26 protein-coding genes are annotated in these 24,148 nt (G+C 70.3%); 4 read left to right on the forward strand and 22 right to left on the reverse strand.

Annotation, left to right across the window (positions count from 1 at the left end; all coding sequences use genetic code 11):
* Nucleotides 1-71: 71 nt before the first annotated feature.
* Genes D893_RS00875 through D893_RS00885 form a run of 3 tightly spaced genes read right to left on the reverse strand, consistent with a single transcriptional unit; the run spans nt 72 to nt 4,024 of the window.
* Nucleotides 72-1,841 carry a sodium:solute symporter family protein gene (locus D893_RS00875; protein WP_110618935.1) on the reverse strand — a complete coding sequence of 590 codons (1,770 nt, stop codon included), beginning with the start codon at nt 1,839-1,841 and terminating at the stop codon, nt 72-74.
* 7 nt (nt 1,842-1,848) lie between these two features.
* A complete protein-coding gene (locus tag D893_RS00880; RefSeq protein ID WP_018870270.1) occupies nt 1,849-2,109 on the reverse strand; it encodes a DUF4212 domain-containing protein in 261 nt (86 codons plus the stop codon).
* A gap of 40 nt (nt 2,110-2,149) precedes the next feature.
* Nucleotides 2,150-4,024 (reverse strand): DUF294 nucleotidyltransferase-like domain-containing protein, encoded by a 1,875-nt coding sequence (locus D893_RS00885; RefSeq protein ID WP_110618936.1) that lies wholly within the window; start codon nt 4,022-4,024, stop codon nt 2,150-2,152.
* Nucleotides 4,025-4,258: 234 nt separating this feature from the next.
* Between D893_RS00885 and D893_RS00890 the strand changes: the two genes are divergently transcribed.
* On the forward strand, nt 4,259-4,867 hold the full coding sequence (locus D893_RS00890) for an RNA ligase partner protein (RefSeq protein WP_018946921.1): 609 nt from the start codon (nt 4,259-4,261) through the stop codon (nt 4,865-4,867).
* Between the two features lie 47 nt (nt 4,868-4,914).
* Nucleotides 4,915-6,357: a D-alanyl-D-alanine carboxypeptidase/D-alanyl-D-alanine-endopeptidase gene (gene dacB, locus D893_RS00895; protein ID WP_110618937.1), complete on the forward strand. Its 1,443-nt coding sequence runs from the start codon at nt 4,915-4,917 to the stop codon at nt 6,355-6,357.
* A gap of 22 nt (nt 6,358-6,379) precedes the next feature.
* Here the strand turns inward: dacB and D893_RS00900 are convergent, their stop codons facing one another.
* Together D893_RS00900 and D893_RS00905 are read right to left on the reverse strand one after the other, a co-directional pair.
* Nucleotides 6,380-7,033, reverse strand: a complete 654-nt coding sequence (locus D893_RS00900; RefSeq protein WP_110618938.1) for a DUF2459 domain-containing protein — start codon at nt 7,031-7,033, stop codon at nt 6,380-6,382.
* A gap of 19 nt (nt 7,034-7,052) precedes the next feature.
* Nucleotides 7,053-7,604, reverse strand: a complete 552-nt coding sequence (locus D893_RS00905; RefSeq protein WP_024328771.1) for a hypothetical protein — start codon at nt 7,602-7,604, stop codon at nt 7,053-7,055.
* A 153-nt stretch (nt 7,605-7,757) separates the two neighbouring features.
* On the opposite strand from D893_RS00905, the gene D893_RS00910 reads away from it, so the two are divergent.
* Nucleotides 7,758-8,252 carry a YhcB family protein gene (locus D893_RS00910; protein WP_018870263.1) on the forward strand — a complete coding sequence of 165 codons (495 nt, stop codon included), beginning with the start codon at nt 7,758-7,760 and terminating at the stop codon, nt 8,250-8,252.
* Nucleotides 8,253-8,297: 45 nt separating this feature from the next.
* On the opposite strand, the gene D893_RS00915 is transcribed toward D893_RS00910, so the two are convergent.
* The 13 genes from D893_RS00915 to D893_RS00975 are packed head-to-tail and all read right to left on the reverse strand — an operon-like array spanning nt 8,298 to nt 19,162.
* A complete protein-coding gene (locus tag D893_RS00915; RefSeq protein ID WP_110619006.1) occupies nt 8,298-8,693 on the reverse strand; it encodes a hypothetical protein in 396 nt (131 codons plus the stop codon).
* A gap of 57 nt (nt 8,694-8,750) precedes the next feature.
* Nucleotides 8,751-9,506, reverse strand: coding sequence for a glycosyltransferase family 2 protein (locus D893_RS00920; RefSeq protein ID WP_110618939.1), 756 nt, complete (start codon nt 9,504-9,506; stop codon nt 8,751-8,753).
* Between the two features lie 19 nt (nt 9,507-9,525).
* Complete coding sequence (gene fabG, locus D893_RS00925; protein WP_018946927.1) at nt 9,526-10,248, reverse strand: 3-oxoacyl-ACP reductase FabG; 723 nt, start codon at nt 10,246-10,248, stop codon at nt 9,526-9,528.
* Nucleotides 10,245-10,685 (reverse strand): hypothetical protein, encoded by a 441-nt coding sequence (locus D893_RS00930; RefSeq protein WP_018946928.1) that lies wholly within the window; start codon nt 10,683-10,685, stop codon nt 10,245-10,247. Before D893_RS00930 ends, fabG begins: the two co-directional genes overlap by 4 nt.
* The gene (locus tag D893_RS00935) at nt 10,682-11,470 is read right to left on the reverse strand and encodes a beta-ketoacyl synthase chain length factor (protein ID WP_038036161.1); all 789 of its coding nucleotides are present in this window, start codon (nt 11,468-11,470) and stop codon (nt 10,682-10,684) included. The genes D893_RS00930 and D893_RS00935 overlap by 4 nt, the downstream gene beginning before the upstream one ends.
* Nucleotides 11,467-12,657, reverse strand: a complete 1,191-nt coding sequence (locus tag D893_RS00940) for a beta-ketoacyl-[acyl-carrier-protein] synthase family protein (protein WP_077244358.1) — start codon at nt 12,655-12,657, stop codon at nt 11,467-11,469. Before D893_RS00940 ends, D893_RS00935 begins: the two co-directional genes overlap by 4 nt.
* Entirely contained in the window at nt 12,654-15,077 is a 2,424-nt protein-coding gene (locus tag D893_RS00945; RefSeq protein ID WP_110618940.1) for an MMPL family transporter, read from the reverse strand. The genes D893_RS00940 and D893_RS00945 overlap by 4 nt, the downstream gene beginning before the upstream one ends.
* A gap of 6 nt (nt 15,078-15,083) precedes the next feature.
* Nucleotides 15,084-15,704, reverse strand: a complete 621-nt coding sequence (locus D893_RS00950) for a LolA-related protein (protein WP_110618941.1) — start codon at nt 15,702-15,704, stop codon at nt 15,084-15,086.
* The gene (locus D893_RS00955) at nt 15,694-16,587 is read right to left on the reverse strand and encodes a lipid A biosynthesis acyltransferase (RefSeq protein WP_110618942.1); all 894 of its coding nucleotides are present in this window, start codon (nt 16,585-16,587) and stop codon (nt 15,694-15,696) included. The genes D893_RS00950 and D893_RS00955 overlap by 11 nt, the downstream gene beginning before the upstream one ends.
* On the reverse strand, nt 16,584-16,910 hold the full coding sequence (locus D893_RS00960) for a hypothetical protein (protein WP_018946934.1): 327 nt from the start codon (nt 16,908-16,910) through the stop codon (nt 16,584-16,586). The genes D893_RS00955 and D893_RS00960 overlap by 4 nt, the downstream gene beginning before the upstream one ends.
* 1 nt (nt 16,911) lies before the next feature.
* Nucleotides 16,912-18,282 carry an AMP-binding protein gene (locus tag D893_RS00965; protein ID WP_077244354.1) on the reverse strand — a complete coding sequence of 457 codons (1,371 nt, stop codon included), beginning with the start codon at nt 18,280-18,282 and terminating at the stop codon, nt 16,912-16,914.
* Nucleotides 18,279-18,893 (reverse strand): ketosynthase, encoded by a 615-nt coding sequence (locus D893_RS00970; protein ID WP_110618943.1) that lies wholly within the window; start codon nt 18,891-18,893, stop codon nt 18,279-18,281. Before D893_RS00970 ends, D893_RS00965 begins: the two co-directional genes overlap by 4 nt.
* A complete protein-coding gene (locus tag D893_RS00975; RefSeq protein ID WP_018870250.1) occupies nt 18,890-19,162 on the reverse strand; it encodes a phosphopantetheine-binding protein in 273 nt (90 codons plus the stop codon). Before D893_RS00975 ends, D893_RS00970 begins: the two co-directional genes overlap by 4 nt.
* A 119-nt stretch (nt 19,163-19,281) precedes the next feature.
* Between D893_RS00975 and D893_RS00980 the strand changes: the two genes are divergently transcribed.
* A complete protein-coding gene (locus tag D893_RS00980; RefSeq protein ID WP_077244353.1) occupies nt 19,282-20,001 on the forward strand; it encodes a YdcF family protein in 720 nt (239 codons plus the stop codon).
* Between the two features lie 19 nt (nt 20,002-20,020).
* Here the strand turns inward: D893_RS00980 and D893_RS00985 are convergent, their stop codons facing one another.
* The 4 genes from D893_RS00985 to glcE all read right to left on the reverse strand — a co-directional run bounded on the left by D893_RS00985 (nt 20,021) and on the right by glcE (nt 24,079).
* Complete coding sequence (locus D893_RS00985) at nt 20,021-20,350, reverse strand: hypothetical protein (RefSeq protein WP_018946938.1); 330 nt, start codon at nt 20,348-20,350, stop codon at nt 20,021-20,023.
* A 23-nt stretch (nt 20,351-20,373) separates the two neighbouring features.
* Entirely contained in the window at nt 20,374-21,576 is a 1,203-nt protein-coding gene (locus D893_RS00990) for an alanine--glyoxylate aminotransferase family protein (protein ID WP_110618944.1), read from the reverse strand.
* A 111-nt stretch (nt 21,577-21,687) separates the two neighbouring features.
* Entirely contained in the window at nt 21,688-22,956 is a 1,269-nt protein-coding gene (gene glcF / locus D893_RS00995) for a glycolate oxidase subunit GlcF (RefSeq protein ID WP_110618945.1), read from the reverse strand.
* A gap of 13 nt (nt 22,957-22,969) precedes the next feature.
* A complete protein-coding gene (glcE, locus tag D893_RS01000) occupies nt 22,970-24,079 on the reverse strand; it encodes a glycolate oxidase subunit GlcE (protein ID WP_110618946.1) in 1,110 nt (369 codons plus the stop codon).
* Nucleotides 24,080-24,148 lie beyond the last annotated feature (69 nt).

The raw sequence follows: 24,148 nt of genomic DNA on the forward strand, positions 1-24,148 counted from the left end.
AGAGAAATACCTCGGGGATCGTCCCGGGCCCGGCCTGGTGGCCGGCCCCGGAAGCGGATCCCAGGAACGGATCAGTCGGCGCGCGGCACGCGCACGCTTTCCACCAGGTCCTGGATGTCCTTCGGCGGCGGAGCGGTCATCTTCATCACGATGAAGGCGGTGATGAAGTTCAGGGCCGCACCGATGGGACCGAAGCTGGAGGGGTTGATCCCGAAGATCCAGCCCTCCGGCGTGTCCGGCAGCATGGCGGTCTCGGGGAAGAAGAACCAGCCCTTGTACATGAAGATGTACAGCAGGGTGCTCACCAGACCCACCAGCATGCCGGTGATCGCGCCTTCGCGGTTCATCTTCTTCATGAAGATGCCCATCATCAGGGTCGGGAACAGCGACGCGGCCGCGAGTCCGAAGGCCAGTGCCACCACCTCGGCCGCGAAGCCCGGTGGATTGAGCCCGAGATAGCCGGCGAACAGGATGGCTACGGCCATCGCTATGCGTCCGGCCAGCAGCTCGCGCTTCTCGCTGATCTTGGGCGTGAAGACCCCTTTCAGAAGGTCATGCGAGATGGCCGAGGAGATCGCCAGCAGCAACCCGGCCGCGGTGGACAGCGCCGCCGCGATCCCCCCGGCCGCCACCAGGGCGATGACCCAGCCCGGCAGGCCGGCGATCTCGGGATTGGCCAGCACCATGATGTCGCGGTCCAGCTCGACGATCTCGCTGCCTTCCCAGCCGTATTCCTCCTCGGCCATGGCGGCGAATTCTTCGTTCTCGTCGTTGTAGTACTGGATCACGCCGTCGTCGTTCTTGTCCTCGAACTCCAGCAGGCCGGTCTGTTCCCAGCGCTCCATCCAGGCTGGCTTGTCCTCATAGGCCAGGTGGCCTTCCTCGGTGCCGATCTCGCCCGGATGCACGGTGTTGACCAGGTTCCAGATGGCCATCGCACCCACCGCCGGCGCGGTGGTGTAGAGGATGCCGATGAAGACCAGCGCCCAGCCGGCCGACTTGCGGGCATCCCGCACGCGCGGGACGGTGAAGAAACGGATGATGACGTGCGGCAGGCCCGCGGTACCGATCATCAGCGCCAGGGTCAGCAGGAACATGTTGAGCATGCTCATGCCGCCCTCGGTGGCGGTGTACTGGGTGAAGCCCAGCTCCACCATGGTGTTGTCCAGCGCTTCCAGCAGGTAGGTGTCGGAGCCCTGCAGGGTCGACCCCAGGCCCAGCTGCGGGAGCGGGTTGCCGGTCAGGGTGATCGCAATGAAGATCGCCGGCACCGTGTAGGCGAAGATCATGATCACGTACTGCGCGATCTGGGTGTAGGTGATGCCCTTCATCCCGCCGAGTACGGCGTAGATGAACACCACTGCCATCCCGGCGACCAGGCCCACTTCCAGCTGCACCTCGAGGATGTTGGAGAAGGCGATCCCGACGCCGCGCATCTGCCCGATCACGTAGGTGATGGACATCGCCAGCAGCGAGATCACGGCCACCACGCGGGCCGGCTTGGAGTAGAACCGGTCGCCGATGAATTCGGGCACCGTAAACTTGCCGAACTTGCGCAGATAGGGGGCCAGCAGCAGGGCCATCAGCACGTAGCCGCCGGTCCAGCCCATCAGATAGGCACCCCCGGTGAAGCCGAGGAAGGCGATCAGGCCGGCCATGGAGATGAAGCTGGCCGCGGACATCCAGTCGGCCGCCGTGGCCATGCCGTTGGCGACCGGGTGGACGCCCTTGCCCGCCACGTAGAATTCGCTGGTCGAGCCGGCGCGGGCCCAGATCGCGATCCCGATGTAGATCGCGAAGGTGATGCCGACCACGATCAGGCTGAGAGTCTGTTGATCCATGGCCGGATTACTCCTCGTCGACGTTGAACTTGCGGTCCAGCACGTTCATGCGCCAGGCATAAACGAAGATCAGGACGATGAAGGTGTAGATCGAGCCCTGCTGGGCGAACCAGAAGCCCAGCGGATACCCGCCCAGGTGGATGTTGTTCAGTGGCGCGGCGAGCAGGATGCCGAGCACGAACGACACGAAGAACCAGATGCCGAGGCAGATCGCCAGAAGGCGAAGATTCGCCTTCCAGTACGCCTCGCGACTGAGGTCTTGCGACATGGTGTTGCTCCTCTTTTCGTAGGTATTGGCTGTGGTGGCCTCACAGCTGGTACTGCACCGCAAGCTGCCCCTGCAGCTTGCGGGCCTGGCGGAAGGATTCCTTGAGCACCCGTCCCTCCAGGGCGCCCAGTTCTTCCGGCCGGATGCGGCTGTCGTCCTCGCGGCCCTCGCGCAGGGCCTTCTGCTGCGCCCGCAGGCGCAGCATCTGCAGATAGCGCAGGGCCGCGTGATAGTCGGCGGCATCGCCGGGGCGCATGGCCTCGGCACTGACGGCCTGATCCATGCGCTCGTGGCTGCCGGTGGCCGGCAGTTCGGCGGCCAGAGCGATCACCCGCGCGCCGTCCACGAACGGGGTCAGGCCCTGTTTCTTCACGTCGATCCCTTCGGCCCCGGCGCGGATCTCGCCGAACAGACCCAGCGGCGGTCGGAAGGCCTGCTGGTTGGCGGCCATCTGCCGCCGAAAGCGCGAGTTGTAGGCGGTCTTCTGCAGCAGGAAGGTGCGCAGTGCCTCCACCGGCGAGGCGTCGCCGTCCACCGCGCGCAGGTCGAAGAAGATGGTGCTCTTGAGCAGGTGTTCCGGGGTGCCCTGTTCGATCCAGCGGGTGAAACGGGCCTCCCATTCCGGGCCGCTGAGGCAGCACTCCGGGTTGCCGGCCATGATGTTGCCGGGGCACAGGGTGAAACCGCATTCCGCCAGCGCCCGGTTGACGGCCTGCGCCCAGGGCAGCAGGCGTGCGCGGACGGCGTCCTCGTCGCCCGGCTCGGCATCGAACAGGATGCCGTTGTCCTGGTCGGTGATCAGCGCCTGCTCCTCGCGGGCCTGCGAGCCGAACGCCAGCCAGGTGAAATCGATGCCCTCGATGTCGTACTGCGGGCGCAGCAGGGCCAGCACCCGGCGGGTCGCGTGTTCGTTCAGGCGAGTGATCAGGCGCAGGACCTGGTCCGCCTCGGCGCCCTGGGTGATCACCGCCTCCACCAGCCGCGGGACCTGGCGCAGACGCCCGGCGATCTCGTCGACCGTGGTCGCCTGGCGGATCTCGCGCACAAGGCCGTCGAGGGTCAGCGGCTGGCGGGTGAGCAGATCGCGTTCGCCCAGCACCCCGGTCAGGCGGCCGTCGCGGACCACGCACAGGTGGGTCATCCCGTGCTCGGTCATCGCCTCGATGCCCTCGAAGCCCGGGGCATTCTCTTCCAGCGCGACGGGGTCCGGGGTCATCACCGCGCGCACCGGCGTGTCCAGTCCGACGCCTTCCAGGGCCACTCGGTTGAGCAGGTCATGCAGGGTGAAGATGCCCACCGGTGCGGCCTGGTCGTCCACCGCGACGATCGATCCCACCCGCTGGTCGCGCATGGTGGTCAGGGCCTCGCGCAGCGGGGTGTCCGGGCGGCAGGTGACCGGTTCGCGCGCCAGGCGCAGTGCCAGCGGGGTGTTCAGCTGGCCGCCGCCGGCCGCGTCATGACTGGCGAGACTGTCGAGGCCCTGATGCAGGCGGTCCAGCAGGTTGGCCAGACGCCGCGTGCAAAAGTCGTTGAATACCCGCGAGCGGGCCCGCAGGCGGTCGAAATCCTCAAGGCTCAGTTCCAGGCACAGGGTGTCCTCCGCCGCGCGATGCACGGTATGCACCGCGCGGCGGCCGAGCAGGGCCCCGATCGGGAAACACTCGCCGGGGATCAGTTCCCAGGCGTTCCCGGAGAGCTGTTCGTCCTCGCTCGGGCTCTCCCCGCGGATGCGTCCCTGACGGATGATGTGGAAGCGCTGCGCCGGGCCCGCTTCCGGGTCGGTGATGCGCGCCCCCTGTTCGTAGAAGCGCGTCTGCAGACGCGGCAACAGGAATTCCAGCGCCTCGGCCTCGAGCTGGTCGAAGGGCGCGTGGGCGCTGAGGAACTCGCGGGTGCTGTCGAGGGCGTCGGACATCGTGTCGGCTGCGGGAATCGGCGTCCCGCGCCTGTTGCAAGTCACGGGCCAGTGATTCCGGTCCCGTAAAAACAGTGGCTTGTGAAGCAGAAGGGGGTTACGGGTGTTACGCCACGTAACACCCGTCGTTACGCCGCGTAACGGCCCGTAACGGCCCGGCGTAACACCCCGGTTGACCCCCTCGCGGGGGGTATCGATGATGGGAGCCCGTCCCACAGCCACCGGAAGGTCCCCATGCGCCGCTTCGTGCTGGACACCAGCGTCTTCACCAACCCGCACGTCTCGGCGCAGTTCGGCGAGACCCCCGAGGCGGTCCTGCAGCAGTTTCTCCGGCTCGCGCGCGACTGCAGCGCGGAGTTCTACATGCCGCTGTCGGTCTACGAGGAATTCCGCACCATGCGCGACCTCGAGCCGCTGGCCGCCGATTTCGAGACCGTGGTGTGGGTCCGTTCGCCGCGGCGTTTCGCGCTGACCCTGCCCAGCGACATCCTCTACGAATTCATCGACGAGGTGCGCACCCGGATCGACCGGGGCCTGCGCATCGCCGAGGAGCACACCCGCGAGGCCGGCGCGGCCGAGTCCCTGCGCCCCGAGCTGATCACCCAGCTGCGCGAGCGTTTTCGCGAGGCGATGCGCAAGGGCCTGGTGGATTCGCGCGAGGACGTGGACGCGGTGCTTCTGGCGATGGAACTGGATGCCGAACTGGCGACCGCCGATCAGGGGATGCGCAAGCTGGGCAATCGCATGGGGGTCAAGCTGGTGACCGCCGAATACCTCGCCGGCGTGATGCAGAACCTTGCCGAGGGCGCGGGTTTCACGCGGGGCTTGTCCGCGGGGTCGTGACAGCCAATACTGGGCCCTGGTCCCCCTGCTGGATGGTCGCCGCGTCCATGAACCGCCGTACCCCTGCCCTGCTGGCAATCCTGCTGCTCGCGCTGCTCCCGGCCATTCCCGGGGGCGCGTTCGCCTCCGAGTACGAGTATCTGCCCACCCCGCTGAAATCCGCGATCGATGCGCAGGGCCTGCCACCCGGGTCCGTGGGGCTCTGGATCCAGCGCGCCGGGGACAATGCCGTGCTCGCGCAGCTTAATGCCGACCGGCTGTTCAACCCGGCTTCCACGCTCAAGCTGGCGACCTCGCTGGCGGCGCTGGACCAGCTGGGGCCGGACTACACCTGGAAGACCGAGCTGTGGGCCGTCGGCGAGCTGCGCGAGGGGGTTCTGGACGGCGACCTGGTGGTGCGCGGCACCGGCGACCCCGGCATGGTCAATGAGGAGCACTGGCGCATGCTCGGGCAGCTGCGTCAGGCGGGCGTGGAACGCATCGCCGGCGACGTGATCCTGGACGCCTCGCATTTCGACGTGGGGCCGCAGGATCCTTCCGTGTTCAACGGGAAGCCGCTGCGGGCGTATAACCAGGGCGTGTACGCCCTGCACGTGAACTCCAACGCCCAGCGCATTCGTGTGCGGCCCGGGCGCAATGGCGAGGCCGTTCGGGTGAGCCTGGATCCCCCGCTTCCGGACGTGGAGATCGACAACCGGCTGCGGCCCGGGCGTGGTCGTTGCGGTGACTTTCAGCGCGGGATCGAGATCGATGCCGACCGCAGCAACGGACGCCTGACGCTCAGGGGCGAGTATCCCGTGCATTGTGGTGAATACGAATTGCTGCGTTCGGTAACCGAGCCCGAACGCAATCACGCCGGGCTGTTCCGTCTGCACTGGTCGCAATGGGGCGGGGAGCTGGACGGCGAGATCCGCCCGGGGCGCATGACGCCCCTGCAGGAGGAGCCCCTGGTGACGCACCGCTCGCGGCCGCTGGCGGACCTGATCCGGGTCTCCAACAAGTGGAGCTCCAACGTGATGACCCGGCATCTGATGCTGAGTCTGGGCGCGGAGCGCCACGGCGCCCCGGTGACCAAGGAGCGTTCGCGTCAGGCACTGCTGCAGGCCCTGCGCGAGCTGGACGTGAACCCCGGTGGCATGCGGGTGGACAATGGTTCGGGGCTGTCGCGTGACGCACGCATGTCGCCGTACCAGCTGGGGCAGATCCTCAAGGCCGGGTGGGAACATCCACTGCGGCCCGAGTTCCAGTCCTCGCTGGCCCTGGCCGGGGTCGACGGCACCCTGCGCAACCGCTTCAACAACGGGGCCGAACGCGGGCACATGCATCTGAAGACCGGACACCTGCGCGAGGTCTCCGCGGTGGCCGGCTACGTGCGTACGCAGAGCGGGGATGACGTGCGCGTCGTTCTGCTGGTGAACGACCCGCGTGCCCATATCGGGCCGGGGCGCAGCCTGCAGGAGGCCGTTCTCGGCTGGGTACGCGCGCTGTAACCGGTGCGGTCAGGGCGTCCGGTCAGCAGTCCGGTGCGTCGTCGTCTTCCGTTGCGTTCCCCGGGGCCACCGGACACACCTGCCAGCGTGACAGGATGGGCGACCGTGATACCCGAACCTCCAGTTCGGCCAGCCACAACGCGATCATGCGGTTGGAATTGTGGCGCAGGCTGTACGGAATCGGGTGCCGCACGAACGCCATGTCCCACACGGCCATCTCGCGCCGGTCGTCCTGCCCCGTGCGCCACAGTTCTTCCAGATCCTCGCGCAGTGCGGCGGCCTCGTTGGCATCGACCGTGAGGGCAAGCACCTCGCGCACCGGGACCCGGAGGTCACGTCGCAGGGCTTCTTCCGGATGGTCGCCGGCAAGCACCTGGCGTCCCAGCGCGGCCCGGGTCGGCCAGGCCAGCGCGGCCAGCGCGCTGAAGGGCCCGGTACGGCGTTCGGCATAGAACCGCCAGTCCCCGTAGGAATAACGCAGCCAGTGCCGGCCGTCCGCGTCCGGCAGCAGCAGACTGCTGTGTCGTCCATGGTCGATGATCAGCACCTGTGTCGCGGGGTCCGGATCGGGAGGCGGCTGCACCTGTACCGGTGCGCAGCCGGCGAATGCCACCACCAGCAGGACCAGGAGAACGGTCCGGGGGGCGCGGAGGTACGGGACAGCGGGCCGGGGCATGGGTCGCTCGCGGTTTCCGTCAGTGACGTTCCAGCTTGCCCAGTTCGCTCAGGATGGACTGCACCAGGTTCTCGCCCTGCGGACCCATGCCCTGACACAGCACCTCAGGATCGCGTTCGCCATCCACCAGGCGCTTGGCGATACCGCCCAGGCGGGCCATGTCGCCGCCCGCGCGGGTCATCTGCTCGGCCATCTGCGACAGCCAGTGCAGCGACTGCGGATCGCCGCGGGATGCTCCGTGGATCATCTGGGCAAGGCCCGGCGCGGCCTGCGCGGCATCGGCGGTCTGGTTCGGGTCCGGCAGCGTGGCCGGGTCCTGCAGGCCGGTGAGAATGGACGAAAGAATGGTGTTGTCTTCCTCGTCCAGACCGTTCAAAAGAGACGGGTCGCGCTGGCCGTCCAGCACCTGACGGATGCGGGCGACCAGGTCCGTCCAGCCGCCCTGGATCGCCTGTTCCAGGACGGGCTCCAGCTCCTGTCGGCTCTGCGGGTTCTGGCAGGCCTGCACCACCAGATGGATCAGCGTGGCATGGGCCTGCCGGATCTGCTGCGCGCGCGGCGAATCCTGCATCGTGGGAATCCTTGCTTTCCGGGGGTTTGTGCGAGGGTAGCATGTGCGTTCGCACGGAGCGTGGGGCACAATGGCCCCGGGACGCCCCGGGGAAAGGCCCGGGGCTCCGGAAGCAACGCCGGCGGCGCGCCGGAGCGAAAAAAGGTGACAGCGGTGGAAGAACAGACGGCAGTCGGGCTGTGGGTGGCCCTCGGCATCCTGGCGATCGTGGTGGCGGCGCTGGTCGGCTTCTGGGTCGGTCGGGTGACCAGCGACGAACGCAAGCTGATCCGTCAGCTGGAAGAAGAGCTGGATCAGCGCATGCAGGAGCTTACGCGCTACCGCTCGCAGGTGAACGATCATTTCGACCGTACGGCCACGCTGTTCGCCAGCATGGCGGGCACCTACCGCGATCTCTATCACCATCTGGCGCAGAGCGCCGAGGAGCTGGCCGACAAGCCCACCCGCGAACGCCTGGAGGATCGGGCGGGCAAGATGCTGGCGAACACCCACCAGCGCGATTTCGATCCGGGTCAGGGCGGCGGCGAATCTTCGGAGTCGGGCGACCGGGGCCCGCAGGAGTCCGGACGCCTGTCCGATGCCTCCGATCCGGAAGAGGCCGGGCAGCGCGAGCGCCGGTCCGATCCGGAGCGCCCGCGCCCCGATTGAGCCGCTCCCGGTCCCGCCCCGGAACCGACCCGTGCGGATCCCGGGCTACCGGCGCGAGAGCTCGGCCCGGATCTGGTCGTCCAGGTTCTCGATCCAGCGGTTGTAGTTCGGGTGGATCTCGCCGTTGGTGTGGTTGAGGTTCGTGCTGTCCTTGTAGTCGATGCGGTATTGCCCGGCGGAATACGGGATCTCCACCACGGCCGTGTGATCGCGCACGCGGATTGCCCCTTCCATCACGCCCGGTTCGACCTCCTCCATGCGCCAGCCGAGCCGTGCGCCGGCATCGCGGATTGCCTGCGACATTACCTCGGCACCGGGACGTTCGCCCTGCGCATTGGTGATGGTGGTGTCGCTGACGTTATACACCGGGGCGGTGCCCCGGCAGCCGGCGATCAGGAAGAGGCCGGCGATGATCACCAGGATCAGGGTTCTGTATCGCATGGTTCCCTCCGGGATCTGTTTGTACATCGCATGGGATCCTTGAGTGTAGGGCGAGGATCAGGGGCTTTCCACGGGGTCTTCGACGGTCGGCCGGCGCAGGGAGCGCCACAGTCCGAGCGGGCGCATTCCGCGGCGCAGCAGGTGACCGGCGACCATGAAGATGATGCGCAGGGTATCGGCCGCCGGGCGGAAATGGCTGGGGCGGCGATCCTCGGGATAGATGCAGCGTACCGGTACCAGACGCGCCGGAAAGCCGTGCCGTTCGGCCGCGATCAGCGCCTCGCTCTCGAACACGAACGAGCGGCCGCGCCCGTGGGGGATGCGCATCTGCCGCAGCAGATCGGCGGGGTACAGGCGAAAGCCCGACTGCGAATCGCGCAGCGGCTGCGCCGAGGCCCAGCCGATCCAGAAATCCGCGACCCGGTTGCCGAACAGGCGCAGCGGCGGGGTACTTTCGCGCTCCTTCAGCCGGGCACCGAGGATCAGGTGTCGGGGGTGTTCCCGCCAGGCGGCGATCAGCGCCGGGATTTCCGTGGCGTCGTGCTGGCCGTCGCCGTCCAGGGTGACCACCGCGTCGGCGCCTGCGGACACCGCCTGCTGCATCCCGGCCCACAGGGCACCGGCCTTGCCGCGATTGGGTTCCAGGCGCAGGACCTCGGCATGGGTGGCTGCCAGGGTGGCGGTGTCGTCGGCGGAACCGTCGTCCACCACCAGTACCCGGTCGACCTGCGCCCGCGCGGCGGCGGCCACCGCCTCGATGGTCGCGGCCTCGTTGTGGGCCGGGATCACGGCGAAGACGACGGGCTCGGTCATGGTTGCGCGGTCCGGGGCATCAGGCCAGAGCACCGTTGATGCCGATGACCTGCCCGGAGACGTAGCCGGCGGCCTCGGAGGCGAGATAGCCCACCAGCCCGGCGACCTCGGCGGGCTCGCCGGCGCGCTGCATGGGCACCATGCGGCGGATGGTGTCGGCATCGAACGCGGATTCGCTCATCGGGCTCTCGATGATGCCGGGCGCGACCGCATTGGCGGTGATGCCGCGACTGGCGACCTCCTGGGCGAGCGACTTGATCGCCCCGTGCAGCCCGGCCTTGGCGGCGGCATAGTTGGCCTGGCCGCGGTTCCCGGTGACACCGGCCACCGAGGTCACCGCGATGACCCGGCCCCAGCGGGTGGTGATCATCGGCAGCAGCGCCGGCTGGATCACGTTGTAGAAGCCGTGCAGCGAGACCTCCAGCGGTCGGCGCCACTGTTCCGGGGTCATGCCGGCCAGCGGGGCATCGTCGTGCACCCCGGCGTTGTGCACCAGGATCTGGAACGGTCCGCGGGCGATCTCGGCCTCCAGCGCCGCGCGGGTGGCGTCGGCGTCGGTGATGTCGAAGCCCAGCACCTCGGCCCGCCCGCCGTCGGCGCGGATTTCTTCGGCAATGCTCGTGGCGGCCTCGGTATTGCGGTTGGCATGGACGAAGACCTCGCAGCCGGCGGCGGCGAGATCCCGGGCGATGGCCGCGCCGATGGCGCCGCTGCCGCCGGTGACGAGTGCGCGTCGCGTCATGGGGTTTCTCCGGATTCCAGGATGACCGTGGCGCGGGCCGCCAGCAGGCGTTCGCCGCCGGCTTCCACGGCGAGATCGTAGATCGAGCTGCGGGCGTCGGCCATCACCCGCTGCGCGTGGATGTCCAGTGCGGTTTCGACGGTGTCCAGGCGCCGCGCGTGGATCTGCAGGTCACGCACTGCAGCGAGATAGCCCGCGCGGGGTGGTGCGCTGTCCGCCGCGCCCAGGCTGCCGTGCACGGCCATCGCCTGGGCGCCGTATTCCAGTGCCGCCAGGGCGTGCAGGCCGGGTTCGCCGCGCAGCGGGTTGTCCGGATCACGGTGCGAGCGGGCGCGACAGTGGATGCGGTCGGCATCGTGGGCCACGACCTCGTCGAGCAGGCTCATCGCGCCGGCATGCGGCAGGCGCTCGCGGATGGCGGCGGCGTCCAGGATCATGGCGTGGCTTCCTCCACGTGCAGCCCGAGTACCCGCCCGGCGGGGGCTTCCAGGACCACTGCGTCGTGGTGGGCGCCGGCCAGACGTTCCAGCAGGGGCAGGGCCCGGGCCGCGGGATTGGTGGCGCGCAGGGCTTCCAGCGCCGGCGCCCGGCACGGGGTATCGGGACCGTTCCCCCCGGGGTCCAGGCGCAGCTGCCACTGCGCGCCCGCGACCGGTCCCAGGCGCAGGCCAAAGGCAAAATTCTCGGTGACCGGGCGGACCTCGCGGAACAGCTCCATGGACGGGACGTCGTAGCAGACCAGCAGGACCTCGCCGCCTTCGGACAGCTGCAGGGTGACCGCCTCCAGCAGCCCGGCGGCCACCGTACCGGTAAAGCCGGACAGGGCGGTGGCCGGTGCCGGGTTGCGGGTGGCAATGGACCAGTTGCCGGCCGCGGCGTTGTGCACCGAGTTGTGAAACTGCATGGGCGAGACCGCCGGGTCCGGGTGGGTCAGCGCCTCGCAGATGCGGTCGATGATGTCCATGTCGCCGCTGGAGGAGGCGAACACGCTGCGCATCGACGTGCGGTCACCGCCCTCGCTGGCCTCCTCTGCCGCACGCAGGGCCAGACGGATGGTCTGTGTGGTGCGACGGCGTTCGTTGGCCGGAAGCAGGCTGGTGGGCGGGATCTGCACCGGTGCGTACAGGTGCTCCTCGCGCCCGGCGAGGATCTCCCGCGCCGACGGGAAATCCGCCAGCCCGGGCCCGATCAGCCCGACCGCGTGGATGCCGACGGGATTCAGCACGGGGCCTCCAGCAGCAGCGAGCAGTTGTTGCCCCCGAAACCGAAGGCGTTGAGCAGCACCCGGCGCACCGGGCGTTCTTCGCTGGCCGCGCGCGCATCCAGACCCAGTTCGGGGTCCGGGTCGGTCAGTCCGGCAGTGCCGGGCACGAAGCCGCCGGCCAGACTGGCCAGGGCCTGGGCCGCGCCCACCGCCCCGGCCGCGCCCAGGGTGTGGCCGGTGAGGCCCTTGGTGCCGGCGCAGCGTGCCCGCGGGCCCAGGACATCGGCCAGCGCACGCGCCTCCGAGCGGTCGTTGGCGGGGGTGGCGGTGGCATGCATCAGCACGTAGTCCAGTTCGTGTCCTTCGCGCCCGGCGCGCTGCAGGGCCTCGCGCATGGCCCGTGCGGCGCCCGCACCCTCGGGGTGGGGCGCGGACATGTGATGGGCGTCGCTGGACTCGCCGTGACCGGTCAGGCGCGGGGCGTCCGCCGGGGCGTCCTCGGCGCGTTCCAGCAGGAAGAAGCCGGCGGCCTCGCCGATGGAGATGCCGCGACGCTGACGATCCAGCGGGGTGCAGGGCTCCGGCGCCACCAGCTGCAGCGCATTGAAGCCGTACAGGGTCATGCCGCACAGGGAATCGACCCCGCCGACGATGGCCGCGTCGCAGATGCCCGCGTGAATATGGCGCCAGGCATCGGCAAACACCTTGGCGCTGGAGGAGCATGCGGTGGAGACCACCATGGCCGGCCCGCTCAGGCCCAGGCGCGTGGCCACGTAGTCCGCCAGCGAATACATGTTCTGGGTGTGACGGTAGTCGTAGTCGGGGGGCAGGGCGCCGGTCGCCGGATCGCGTCGCCGGTAGGCCTCCTCCGTGGCCGCGATCCCGGAGGTGCTGGTGCCCAGCAGCACCGCGATCCGGTCGGCCCCGTGGCGACGTATCGCGGCATCCACCGCGGCGAGGAAGCCGTCCTGCTGCAGGGCGAGTTCGGCCAGGCGGTTGTTGCGGCAGTCGAACGCCGCCAGCTCGCCTTCCAGCGGGTGATCTTCCAGGCCTTCGACGCGGCCGATGAAGGTCTCCAGATCCACGTCGGGCAGGTCGCAGCGCCGCAGGCCACTGCGGCCCGCGCGCAGCGCGGCCGCGCCCGCGGCGTTGCCGGTGCCGGCGGCGCTGGTCTGGGTGTGGGCGGTAATGGCCAGGGCATTCATGGAGTCGGGTTCTTCCTCGAGCGCAACAACCCCGGCCCGGGGCCGGGGGCCTCGGGCGTCGGGGACGGGTTCACGGGACGGGCCAGCAACAGGGCCGCCACGTAGGAAAATACCACGCCCAGGGCCACGGTGAGACCCAGGGCGCGCAGCACCGGCAGGCTGGACAGGGCCAGGAGAGCAAAAACCAGACCGGTGGACAGGGCGCACAGGGTCACCGAGCGGCGGGTGCGCCGGGCCTCGTCCGGTTCCATGGCGCCCGGGCGGCCGAGGAATACCGCGTAGTCCAGCCCCAGCCCGATCACCAGCATCAATGCGATCAGGTGGAACAGGGTCAGCTCGATCCCGAGCAGCAGCAGGCTGGCGGTAGTCAGCAGCAAGCCGGCCGCGACTGCAGTCACGATGCGCAGGCTGCGCCCGGGATCGCGCGTCAGCAGCCACAGCAGGGCGGTGACCGCCAGCGCGGCCAGGGCCAGGCGGGTCAGGGCCGCCGTGCGGAAATCCGCGACCATGGCCTCGGTGGTGGCGCGCAGGTCGACCAGCCCGATTTCCGCCCCGCCGGCCGGGGCGTCGGCGTCGAGGCGCTGGCTCACGGCGCCGGCGTCGCTCAGCCCGCGCAGCAGCACCTGTCCGATCCAGGCCCGTTCATGGCCCGCCGCCGAATGTTCGCCCGGGGCCAGCAACAGCGGTTCCAGCGCCTGGCGCAGCGGCCCGTCGGGCAGGCTGTCAGGGGTCACCGGGTCCATCTCGCGACTGCGTTCCACGTCATCGAGAAACGGCGTGAAGGCCTCGGCCTGAAAGCCGTGGTCCCGCACGGCCCGTTCCACGTGTTCGGCCAGGGTGTCGCGCTCGGGCAGGGCCGCCTGGCGTTCGCGCTGGGTCACGATATCCGGGAGGATCCGCGCGGGATGGTCGAAACCGGTGATTGCCCCCGCGTCGCGCAGCGCCTCCAGCGGTTCGTCCAGCGCGTGCGCGGCCTGCAGCACGGCGTCGGCGGATTCCCCCCGGATCAGCACCAGATGGCGCACGTCCGGCAGCCCCAGCGCGTCGCGCAGTTCGCGGTCCAGGGCGATGGCCTCCTCGGGGACCGGATTGAGCGCGGTGAGCTGGTCGTTCCACGGGAAGGGGTCGCGGCTCAGCAGCACGGCCAGCGCCGCGATCACCGCCACCAGCAGCAGCCCGAGGCCCGCTCGCTGTCCGCGCGGCCGCAGCGAGGGCAGGGGCAGCCGCGGTTCCGGCAGGCCCCGTTCGCGTGCGCCGCGTGGCAGCAGGGCCGGCAGGACCCAGCGGGTCACCGCGGCGGCGACCAGGATCCCGGTCAGCACGAAGAGACCCAGCTGGGCCATGCCGGGGAACGAGGTCGCGGCCATCAGCGCGTAGACCAGCGCGGTGGAGCCGGCGCCCAGCACCAGCGCCGGCCACAGTTCCCCGGCGACCCGTGCGGCAGCCCGGCGGCCGGCGTGTGCGAACAGATGCAGGGGGTAGTCCAGTGCGACCCCCAGCACGGTGATGCCGAAGGCCAGCGCGATCCCGTGCAGATGGCCGAAGACCAGCGTGACCACGGCCGCGCCGGCGAGGATCCCGCTGCCCAGCGGGATCGCCGCCAGCCACACCGGATGGGGGTGGCGGAAAACCACCAGCAGCAGCACCGCCAGCGCCAGCGAGGCGGCCAGGCTGAAGGCGGTGACCTCGGCGCGGATGCGCTCGCGCGATTCCACCGCAATCGCGGGTGGCCCGGCCTGCAGCAGATTCAGGTCATCGGCGGCCAGGGCCGTGAACTCGCGGTCGACGCGCTGCAGCAGTTCCGTCTGTTCCTCCAGGCCCGCGGCCTCGGGCGCGATGCGTACGACCAGCAGGGCCCGCTCGCCGGCCGGGTCGGTCCATACGCCGTGCTGCCCGCGGGTTGCGTCGCCGAACGGGTCGCGCAGGCGCTCGCCCAGTTCCAGCAGTTCGCCGGTGGGGTCGCGCGGGATCAGCTCGCGCGGCATCGTTGGCACCGCGCTGGAGAGGTCGTCGCGGCGCTCGGCGAACGCGGTGTCCAGGTGTTCCCGGGAGAAGCGCTCGGGCGTGACCGCCGGGCTCAGCAGATAGCGCAGGTCCAGGATGGCTTCCAGCGCCTCGGGGTCGAAATCGCCGCGTCCGTTGTGGACGCCGGCGACCGCCGGGTCCTCGCGCAGGGCGTCGGCGAGTCCGTCGGAGGCCGTGGCCCGCCGTGCGGCATCGCCGCCCTCGATGGCCAGCAGCAGCTGGCGGGCGCCCGGCCCGGCGTCGACGTCCAGCGGCAGCCCGGCCTCGGCTCCGGGGTCGGGCATGAAGCGTCCGAGATCGGTGGCCATCTCGCCGCGCAGGCCGAGGATCAGGGCCGCGATCAGCAGGCCGGCCAGCCACAGCGTGACCGCGGCACGCGAGGGGAGGGACGACATGCGTGGTCAGTCGCGTTCGCTGGGCGGGTCGCCGGATGCCGGTGCTTCGAAATGCATGCGGCTGGTGCGGTTGCCGGATTCCCAGGTGTCCATGCGCCGGATCTCGCCTTCGCGGCCGCGAATGGTGATCTCGATGATCGCCCGGCGCAGCGCGCGGTCGCGCGGGCGCAGCTCCAGTTCCCAGGCTTCGAGATCGCCGTCCAGTTCGACCTCGAAGCCCGCTTCCAGGGCCTCGCGGTCGCCCTGCAGCAGGCTGCGGAACAGCCCGGCGAAGGCCTCCAGCCCGGGTTGTTCGTCCAGACGGATCTCGCGCACCGAATCGCCCCGGGTCAGGGTCAGCTCCCGGCCCTCGATGCGCACGTGCTCGCCGCGCCGGCCGTCGGTCTCGCGGATCAGGGTATCCGGGGGCTCGAAGGCGATGCGGCCGCTCTGGCGGTCCTCCGACTGCAGCATGGGGTCCTGGCGGACTTCGCGAAAGGCCATCTCCGCGGGGGCGTCGAGGCTCAGGGCCGCCAGGATCGCATCCAGGGTGTCCGCGGCGGCCGGCAGCGGCAGCCACAGCCAGGGCAGCAGGGCCAGCCATGCGAGCCGGGCGGGCCCGCGGGTGCGGAGGTGGTCAGTCGTCATGCCAGAAATCATAGAAGTTGAACCAGTTCCACGGGGCGTCCCGCACATGGGCCTCCAGGCGTTGGGCATAGTGGCAGGTCCACTCCTGCAGCACCGCGTCGCGGTGTGCCCGCGGCGCCTCGATCGCGTCGGCAAAGTGTTCGAAGACGATATCGTAGCGGTTGCCGCCGCGATAGAGTCCGAAACACAGGATCACCGGCACCTTCAGCACCGTCGCCAGCAGCATCGGCCCCATGGGGAAGACCGCGCGGTCGCCGAGAAATTCGCATTCCACGGTGCGGTCGTTTTCCACCACCCGATCGCCCAGCATGCCCACCATCTCGCCGCGTTCCACCGCCTCGCGGGCGCGGATCAGGGTGTCGGTGCGTCCCAGCGGGATCACGCTGTGCGCGACCTCGGGGTTGAGCGAGTCCAGCAGCCGGGTAATGACCTGGTTGTGGTCGGCGTCCATCAGTACCCGGACAGGGAAGTCGTGATGGCCGACGGCCAGGGCCCGCAGGGCCTCGAAACTGCCCAGATGGGCCCCCAGCAGGATCGCGCCGTCCCCGGAGTCCAGTGCCTGGTGGAAGATGTCGGCGCCGTGCACGCGGATGTCCAGGGCCTGCTCGCGCCCGGCGAGCAGGAACACCCGGTCGAGGATCACCGTGGCGAAGCTGTGCAGGTGGCGGGCGACATCGCGTACGCGCGGCGGATGCCCCAGCACCCGCCGCAGATACTGCCGGCTGTGGCGCCGCGCGCGCGGTGCCAGCAGCAGGAAATAGGCGGTGATGGGGTACAGCAGCAGGCGCCCGGCCGGGCGCCCCAGGCGCAGCGCGACCCACAGGATGATGCGCAGGGCGAGGGGACTGCCGCGTTCCTCCTGAGCGCGCCAGTCCCCGCTCATGACGGGTCGGCCGGCGGTTCGGGGTCCAGCTGTCCCGCGCACAGCAGGGTGGCGGACCCGTCATCGAGGACGCAGCGGAAGGCCCGAGAGCCGCGGCGCCCGGGCTCGTCGATCTCCACGCGGAACGGTGCTTCGGGGTGCAGCGGCGCCACGAACTTCACCTGCGGGAACCGGCCGGGGGCGGCCAGCCCCAGTTCTCCGGCTGCGTCCAGCACCTGTTCCAGGATGATCACGCCGGGCACCACGGGGTTCCCGGGGAAATGACCCGGAAGTGCCGGGTGGTCCTGCGGGACCCGGCGGGGCTGACTGGTCAGGGTGGGCATCTCAGACGGGCTCCCCGTGGCTGGCAAGCAGCTCCAGCAGTGCCTGACGCGGCAGCTTGCCGGTGGTCGAGCGCGGCAGGTTGTCCACCCGTACCAGCGGGCGCGGAAGGAACGCCGGGTCGAGGCGTTCGGCGAGCTGCTCCAGGATGTCGGTCTCGCTCAGCTCCGGGGCCACCACCAGCGCCGCCAGCCGGGCGATCCCGGCGGCATCCGAACTGTCTGCGGGCGGAATGAACACCCCGTCCTCGACTCCGGGGAGGGTCTGCAAGTGGCGATTCAGTTCGACCAGCGAGGCCCTCTTGCCGGCGATATTGAGCATGTCGGCCAGGCGTCCGGTCATGCGGAAGCGGCCGTCCTCGGCGACCTCGATGCAGTCCGGCAGGGGAACCGGCTCGCGATGCTGCGGACCATGCGCGAGGGCCAGACCGGAGGCATCGCCGTCGGCGCGGACATGCACACCCGGGTACGGGGTCCAGTGGTGTTCCCGGACCGTGCGGCGGGAAGCGATGGCACCGGCCTCGGTGCAGCCGTAGATCTCGTTGACCGGGGCGCCAAAGTGCGCCTCGAGCTCCTTCGCGGTGCTGGCTTCCAGCGGTGCGGTGGCGGAGAGGATGCGGCGCGGCGCGGACGGGGCCGACTGGCCGGAACGCAGGCAGGTCCCCAGGTGGAAAGGCGTGGAGATCAGCACCGGACGGGTCTCGCGCTCCAGTGCCGCGTGCACGTCGGCAGGGTAGAACGGACGTTCGGCGAGCAGGGTATTGGGGCCCAGCAGGGCCGGGAGCACCGTGGACTCCAGCCCGTACATGTGCTGCGGCGGCACGGTGGCGACCAGGGTATGCCCGGGGGTGCGGTCCAGCTTCAGGCGCTGCAGCGCCTGCTTGGTGACCGCGACCAGATCCCCCCAGCGTCGTGGATGGGCGGTGGGCGTCCCGGTGGAGCCGGATGAAAAACCGAGGATCGCAGTGCGATCCCGGGGGATCATCGGGATGTCCGCGGGACGGTCTTCGTTCCCGCCCCCGGCGTCGCCACGCGCGCTGACCGCCAGGGTGTGCAGGGGGAAGTCCTCCTCGCAGGAGTCCACCAGTGCGACCGCTTCGGGATAGCCACGGGCGATCTCGCCCAGCACCGTGCGCCCGCGCGCCGGCGGCAGCAGGTTCATCTGTCCGCGCAGCAGGATGGCGCCGAACGCGACCGAGAACCGGTAACGGTCCTCGCACAGGTTGAAGGCCGCCGGCGCCTCGGGCAGGCGGGCGGCCAGTTCGCGGACGTCGGCCAGCCAGGCGGCGCGCGACACCGGGCGTCCGCCGACCCGGGCCAGAGGCGTGTCGGCGTCCGTCAGCAGCGGGCAGGCGAGGGCAGCGGCTTCGCTCATGGCTGCCTCAGGAGACGTCGATGATCGGCCCGCGCCAGCTGCATCAGATAGGCGACAAAGCCTTCGCGGGGTTCATCCGGCAGGAAACGGGCACGCAGCGGATATTCCAGCATGAACAGGACTCCCAGCAGAAGATAGTTCAGGCCGTTGGCCACGACCGCCCATACGGTCGTCGGCGCGAACAGCGACAGTCCGGCGGACACTAGCGCCAGCAGGGCGCAGGTACTCGCCCAGATGGCGGTGATGATCCGGGTATAGCGATGGACCGCGGGGCTGTCCGAGGCCCCCATTTCCAGGGCATACCGCGTGATCAGTGGCGTGGAGCCGGACCGCAGCGAGCGCGCGAACAGCGCCGCGATCAGGCCCGGGACCAGCACCGGCACCGCGTGGATCAGCCACTCGCCGGCCGGGGTCAGACCGAACAGCGCCAGCGCCGCCAGCAGCCCCGTGCCCAGCAGCATGCGTGCCCGCGGGCGCAGCGACGTGGCCACGGCGAGAAACACCAGCAGCGTCAGCAGGACCAGCGGCAGCGGCTGCAGCTCGACCCATTGCCCGGCGATCACTGACACCGGGTAGGCCAGCGCGACCGCAGCGGCCGGCCGTGCCGTCACGAGGACGTCCGGTTCGCCTCGATATGTTCGCTCAGCGCACGCAGGGATGCGAAGATCCGCAGGTTGTCCTCGTCGTCCGAACGGATCTGCACGCCATACGCGCGACCGATCGCCAGAGCCAGCTCGAGGGCATCGATGGAATCCAGCCCCAGACCCTCGCGGAACAGCGGGGCCTCCGGCTCGATGTCTTCCGGCGCCGTTTCCTCGAGGTTCAGGCTGTCCACGATCAATCGGGCGACTTCCTGCTCGAATGCCGTCTGCGCCCCCATAATTTCCCCCTGATGTCCCTGGTCGGAGGCGATGATACCGGTAAGACCCCGGGCTTGGTACCCTTCAAACGAAGGTGTTACGCCGGCGGCGGGTTGTGTCAGCCTTCGGCAAGGCCCGGATGCCGATCATTCTCATACTGATCATGGAGGTCACATTGGCGCAGCATCGCCGGGTAACCCTGGAACGCGTGGGTACGGACGGGCTGGCGATGTTCGCGCTGTCGCAGGTCGTGATCCTGGCGACCCTGGGGATCAGCCTGCTGCTGGCGTGGCACGGCGTGCGCTGCACCGCGCATGCAGCCTGCCGGCCGCGGGAGGTGGGTACCGTGCTGGTGGCGGGGATGCAGCTGGAAGAGGGGCATCCGACCCCCGGATATCGCCTGCGGCTGCTACGGGCGCTGCGGCTGCTGCGCCGGCATCCGCAAGCCCGGGTGCTGCTGCTGGGCGGGCAGACCGCGGCACAGGGGCCCAGCGAGGCGGCGGCCGGGGCGGCGTTCCTGCGTGAACGGGGCGTCGCGAACGCGCGCATCCGCATCGAGGACCGCTCCACGCATACCCTGGAGAACCTGCGCCATGCGCGCGATTTGATGCGCGAGGAGAGCGCCGGCTCGGACGATCCGCCGGCGGTGCTGGTGACCAGCCGCTATCACCTGGCCCGGGCGCTGGCGATCGCGCGCGGGCTGGGTCTGCACCTGCAGCCGTGCCCCGCCGAGCCCGGCCGTCATGCTGCCCGGGGACCGGTATTGTGGCGCGAGGCCTGGCTGCTGCACTGGTACCACACCGGGCGGGTATTCGCCCGGGTGTTCCGCCGGCGCGGCATGCTCCGGCGGATCACCTGACCACGGACGCGGGTCCGGGTCAGCCGCGGGCGGCGAGGGCCTCCTCGTTGTAGGCGGCGTCGATGGTGGTGATGGTCTTCTCCACCAGGCGGAAACCCTCCACCGGGGCATCGTCGGCCATGTACTTCAGGCGCACCGGGCCGATCGACTTGACCGCCTCGGCACGCTCCAGCGTGGTGTCGGGGCCGTCGGCACCGGCCCCGTCCATCAGCGCGGTGAGGATTTCGGCCACGATCGGGTCCTTGTGTTCGCCGTTGCGGGCCTTTGCCAGGGTGCCGGCGGCATCGCCGTCCAGGAATTCCGTGTCCATGTGCCGATCCAGGTAGTTCAGCAGTTCGCTCAGGGTCATCAAAGCCTCCTCGGGTCGTTTGTTCAGCCGGTGCTGCCGGTGGCATCCATGCGGGCATAGGCCGCACGCGCCGCCGCCATCGCCCGGCCGGGTTCCACCACACCACGATCCGCCAGTACCGCCTCCAGAGCGGACAGGCAGGTCAGCACGTTGCGTTCGTTCGCGCCATAGCCCATCAGGCCGATGCGCCACACCTTGCCGGCGTACGGCCCCAGGCCGGCACCGATCTCCAGGCCGTAGCGTTCCAGCAGCTCGCCGCGCACAGCCGCCTCGTCCACGCCCTCGGGGACATATACGGAATTGAGCTGCGGCAGACGGTGTTCCTCGGCCACCAGGAATTCGAGGCCCATGGCCTCGAGGCCGGCGCGCAGAGCGTCGTGGTGACGGCAGTGGCGCGCCCAGCTGTTTTCCAGGCCTTCTTCCTGCAGGATCACCAGTGACTCGTGCAGGGCGTACAGGGCGTTGATCGGGGCGGTGTGGTGATACGCGCGCTTGCTGCCGCCACCCCAGTAGCCCATGACCAGGTTCAGGTCGAGGAACCAGCTCTGCACCTTGTGGCTGCGCGCCTGGATACGGTCCACCGCGCGCTGGCTGAAGCTGACCGGCGACAGGCCGGGGGTGCAGGACAGGCACTTCTGGCTGCCGGAGTAGATGGCATCCACGCCCCATTCGTCGACCTTCAGCGGGCTGCCGCCGAGGCTGGTGACCGCGTCCACGATGGTCAGGCAGTCGTGCTCGCGGGCCAGCCGGCACAGGGTCTCGACGTCCGAGCGCGCGCCGGTGGAGGTTTCGGCGTGGACGAACGCGAGGATCTTTGCATCCGGATTGCCCTTCAGCGCGTCCGCGACCTTGTCCGGGGAGACGGGGTTGCCCCAGTCGTCTTCCACCACCACGGCGGTGCCGCCGCAGCGTTCCACGTTCTCCTTCATGCGGGTCCCGAACACGCCGTTGATGCAGACGATGACCTTGTCCCCCGGTTCGACGAGGTTCACGAAGCAGGTCTCCATGCCGGCCGAGCCGGGGGCGGAGACCGGCAGGGTCAGCGCGTTTTCGGTCTGGAAGGCATACTGCAGCAGGCCCTTCATCTCTTCCATCATGCCGACGAACACCGGGTCCAGGTGGCCGATGATCGGGCGACTCATGGCGCTCAGCACGCGCGGGTTCACGTCGGAGGGGCCGGGCCCCATCAGGGTGCGTTGCGGCGGAAGAAAGGAGGAGGTGGTCATGATTTAACCTTCTGCAGTACTCGGGAATCGGATGGCGCGAATGTAGGCCCCGCCCGGGGTGCGGGCAAGCGCCCCCACGGCGCGGCGGGAGTTCCCCGCGCCGGTTCATGGTCACCCTTCCCGGCGGTGGCGGTCCAGCAGGCTCAGCCAGTGTTCCACCCCGCGTTCGGTGCCCGACTGCAGGTGACTCAGGCAGCCGATGTTGGCCGACACGATGCGCGCCGGGGCCGCGGCCTCCAGGTTTGCCAGCTTGCGGTCGCGCAGCTGCCGCGCCATGGCCGGCTGCGTGATGGAATAGGTCCCGGCCGAGCCGCAGCACAAATGCCCCTCGGCGACCGGCAGCACCTCGCAGCCGGCCGCCCGCAGCAGCGGTTCCACGCGTCCGGCCAGGCCCTGGCCGTGCTGCAGGGTGCAGGGGGCGTGCCAGGCGATCCGGCGGTCCTCGTCGGCGACCTCGATCCCCAGCGCGGTGACGGTATCGGCGTCGAACAGCTCGGCCGGGTCGCGCACCAGGGCGGTGAGCTCGCGCGCCCGCTCCTGGTATTCGTCGTCGCCCTCCAGCAGGTGGGCGTAGTCGCGTAGCATGGCCCCGCAGCCGCTGGCGGTGGAGACCACCGCGTCCACCCCGCGATCCAGTGCCGGTGCCCAGGCGTCGAGATTGGCGCGCAGCCGGGCATGGGTGCGCTCGGTGTCGCTCAGATGATGCTCCACCGCACCGCAGCAGCGCGCCGCGGAGACCTGCACGACCTCGATGCCGCGCGCGGCCATCAGGCGCTGGAAGGCCGCGTTGATGCGCGCGTCGATGGCGTCGTGCACGCAGCCGGCCAGCAGCAGTACGCGGCCGTGCTCGAAGGGTACGGCCCCGCCCTGCAGCACTGGCCCGCCGGCGGGTCGCCCGGGGCGCGGCGGGGCCGGAAGGGCGGCCGGCACCTTGGCCCGCAGTTCGCCGCGCAGCAGCGGGCGGGCCAGGCGCCCGGCGCCCAGGGCCAGGCGGAACGGCCACCCGGCGGGCAGGGCCCGCTTGAGGGCCGCGCGCAGCAGGCGTTCGCGCCAGCCGCGCGGGATGTCGCGTTCGACCGCCTCGCGGCCGAATTCCACCAGATGCGCGTAGTTGACCCCGGAGGGACAGGTGGTCATGCAGTTGAGGCAGGTCAGGCAGCGATCCAGGTGGCGCCCGGTGGCCGCATCGGCCTCGCCCTGTTCCAGCACCTGCTTGATCAAGTAGATGCGCCCGCGCGGGCCGTCCAGCTCGTCGCCCAGTTCCTGATAGGTAGGGCAGGTCGCGTTGCAGAAACCGCAGTGGACGCAGTTGCGCAGGGCCTGTGTGGCGATGCGGGCGGTCGGGTCGTCGGCGTAGCGTTCGTGGATACGGGTGTCCATGGGAGTGCTCGCTTCAGGTACCGGTGGCGCGGGCCGGGGAGCCGGGCAGCAGCGGACTGTGGAACATGCCTTCGGGGTCCATGGACTGTCGCACCCGGGCCTCCAGCCCCTCCAGGGCGGTGCCGCGCGGATGCAGGCGCGGCGCACCGGCCGGGTCCCCGTGCCAGATGCGGGCGTGTCCGCCGGCGGCCTCCACCGCCGTGCGCACCCGCGCCGGGTCGGTCTCGCTGCGCAGCCAGCGCTCCCCGCCGCCCCAGTTCAGCAGCCACTCGCCGGGCAGTTCCGGCGGGGGCGTGGCCGGGGGCACGACGATGCGCCACAGGCGCTCGCCGGGCGCGGGTTCGCGCGTGAAGGGTTCCGCGCGATGGTCGCGCAGACCGCTCCAGAAGCCTTCGCCATCCGCGGCCGGGGCATCCCCCAGGCGCTCGGCGGCTTCCGTGACCGCCTGTTCTCCGCCGCTCAGACGCAGGTACATGCGGCCGTCGTTCCACGCCAGCCCGGAAAGGGGCAGGGCCGTACGACCGAGCTCGCGACAGGCGTCGATGAAGCCGGCGGCGTCCAGGTTCCGCTGCAGGGTGAGCTCGTGAGCGGGGCGCGGCAGGAGCTTGAAGCTGACCTCCAGCAGGACCCCGAGGCCGCCCAGGCTGCCGGCCATCAGGCGCGAGACGTCGAAGCCGGCGACGTTCTTCATGACTTCGCCGCCGAAGCGCAGGATCTCGCCGGAGCCGTTGATCACGCGGGTGCCCAGTACGGCATCGCGCAGGCTGGCGGTCCACGGCCGGCGCGGACCCGACAGTCCGGTGGCCACCATGCCCCCCACGGTGGCGCCCGGCCCGGGATCCCCCGGCTCGAACGGCAGCATCATGCCCACCGCCGCCAGCTCGGCCTGCAGTTCGGCCAGCGGGGTGCCGGCCCGCACACTGACCACCAGTTCGCTGGGGGCGAGATGGGTGATGCCGCGGTGCGCGGTCACGTCGAGGGTCTCGACGTCCGCGGGCAGGGTGTCGGGGCGGGCGATCGCCGCCCGGGTCCCGCCCCCGGCGATCCACAGCCGGCGGCCGCCATCAGCGGCCTCGCGTACCGCGCGGGCGAGTTCCTGGCTGTGGTCGGCGGTCTCGGACATCGGTCTCCCGCGGGTTTCGGGTGGCGGCGCGCGGGTGCGTTCGGCATCCGGCCGGTCGGGGGCGGCCCC

The sequence above is a fragment of the Thioalkalivibrio sp. ALE21 genome (assembly GCF_003208255.1).
Taxonomy (GTDB): Bacteria; Pseudomonadota; Gammaproteobacteria; order Ectothiorhodospirales; family Ectothiorhodospiraceae; genus Thioalkalivibrio; species Thioalkalivibrio halophilus.

What these genes read in the sequence shown, in the direction of transcription:
- D893_RS00875 (WP_110618935.1), bottom strand. Translation starts at nt 1,841, where the DNA reads ATGGATCAACAGACTCTCAGCCTGATCGTGGTCGGCATCACCTTCGCG.
- D893_RS00880 (WP_018870270.1), bottom strand. Translation starts at nt 2,109, where the DNA reads ATGTCGCAAGACCTCAGTCGCGAGGCGTACTGGAAGGCGAATCTTCGC.
- D893_RS00885 (WP_110618936.1), bottom strand. Translation starts at nt 4,024, where the DNA reads ATGTCCGACGCCCTCGACAGCACCCGCGAGTTCCTCAGCGCCCACGCG.
- D893_RS00890 (WP_018946921.1), top strand. Translation starts at nt 4,259, where the DNA reads ATGCGCCGCTTCGTGCTGGACACCAGCGTCTTCACCAACCCGCACGTC.
- dacB (WP_110618937.1), top strand. Translation starts at nt 4,915, where the DNA reads ATGAACCGCCGTACCCCTGCCCTGCTGGCAATCCTGCTGCTCGCGCTG.
- D893_RS00900 (WP_110618938.1), bottom strand. Translation starts at nt 7,033, where the DNA reads ATGCCCCGGCCCGCTGTCCCGTACCTCCGCGCCCCCCGGACCGTTCTC.
- D893_RS00905 (WP_024328771.1), bottom strand. Translation starts at nt 7,604, where the DNA reads ATGCAGGATTCGCCGCGCGCGCAGCAGATCCGGCAGGCCCATGCCACG.
- D893_RS00915 (WP_110619006.1), bottom strand. Translation starts at nt 8,693, where the DNA reads ATGCGATACAGAACCCTGATCCTGGTGATCATCGCCGGCCTCTTCCTG.
- D893_RS00920 (WP_110618939.1), bottom strand. Translation starts at nt 9,506, where the DNA reads ATGACCGAGCCCGTCGTCTTCGCCGTGATCCCGGCCCACAACGAGGCC.
- fabG (WP_018946927.1), bottom strand. Translation starts at nt 10,248, where the DNA reads ATGACGCGACGCGCACTCGTCACCGGCGGCAGCGGCGCCATCGGCGCG.
- D893_RS00930 (WP_018946928.1), bottom strand. Translation starts at nt 10,685, where the DNA reads ATGATCCTGGACGCCGCCGCCATCCGCGAGCGCCTGCCGCATGCCGGC.
- D893_RS00940 (WP_077244358.1), bottom strand. Translation starts at nt 12,657, where the DNA reads ATGAATGCCCTGGCCATTACCGCCCACACCCAGACCAGCGCCGCCGGC.
- D893_RS00945 (WP_110618940.1), bottom strand. Translation starts at nt 15,077, where the DNA reads ATGTCGTCCCTCCCCTCGCGTGCCGCGGTCACGCTGTGGCTGGCCGGC.
- D893_RS00950 (WP_110618941.1), bottom strand. Translation starts at nt 15,704, where the DNA reads ATGACGACTGACCACCTCCGCACCCGCGGGCCCGCCCGGCTCGCATGG.
- D893_RS00955 (WP_110618942.1), bottom strand. Translation starts at nt 16,587, where the DNA reads ATGAGCGGGGACTGGCGCGCTCAGGAGGAACGCGGCAGTCCCCTCGCC.
- D893_RS00960 (WP_018946934.1), bottom strand. Translation starts at nt 16,910, where the DNA reads ATGCCCACCCTGACCAGTCAGCCCCGCCGGGTCCCGCAGGACCACCCG.
- D893_RS00965 (WP_077244354.1), bottom strand. Translation starts at nt 18,282, where the DNA reads ATGAGCGAAGCCGCTGCCCTCGCCTGCCCGCTGCTGACGGACGCCGAC.
- D893_RS00975 (WP_018870250.1), bottom strand. Translation starts at nt 19,162, where the DNA reads ATGGGGGCGCAGACGGCATTCGAGCAGGAAGTCGCCCGATTGATCGTG.
- D893_RS00980 (WP_077244353.1), top strand. Translation starts at nt 19,282, where the DNA reads ATGCCGATCATTCTCATACTGATCATGGAGGTCACATTGGCGCAGCAT.
- D893_RS00985 (WP_018946938.1), bottom strand. Translation starts at nt 20,350, where the DNA reads ATGACCCTGAGCGAACTGCTGAACTACCTGGATCGGCACATGGACACG.
- D893_RS00990 (WP_110618944.1), bottom strand. Translation starts at nt 21,576, where the DNA reads ATGACCACCTCCTCCTTTCTTCCGCCGCAACGCACCCTGATGGGGCCC.
- glcF (WP_110618945.1), bottom strand. Translation starts at nt 22,956, where the DNA reads ATGGACACCCGTATCCACGAACGCTACGCCGACGACCCGACCGCCCGC.
- glcE (WP_110618946.1), bottom strand. Translation starts at nt 24,079, where the DNA reads ATGTCCGAGACCGCCGACCACAGCCAGGAACTCGCCCGCGCGGTACGC.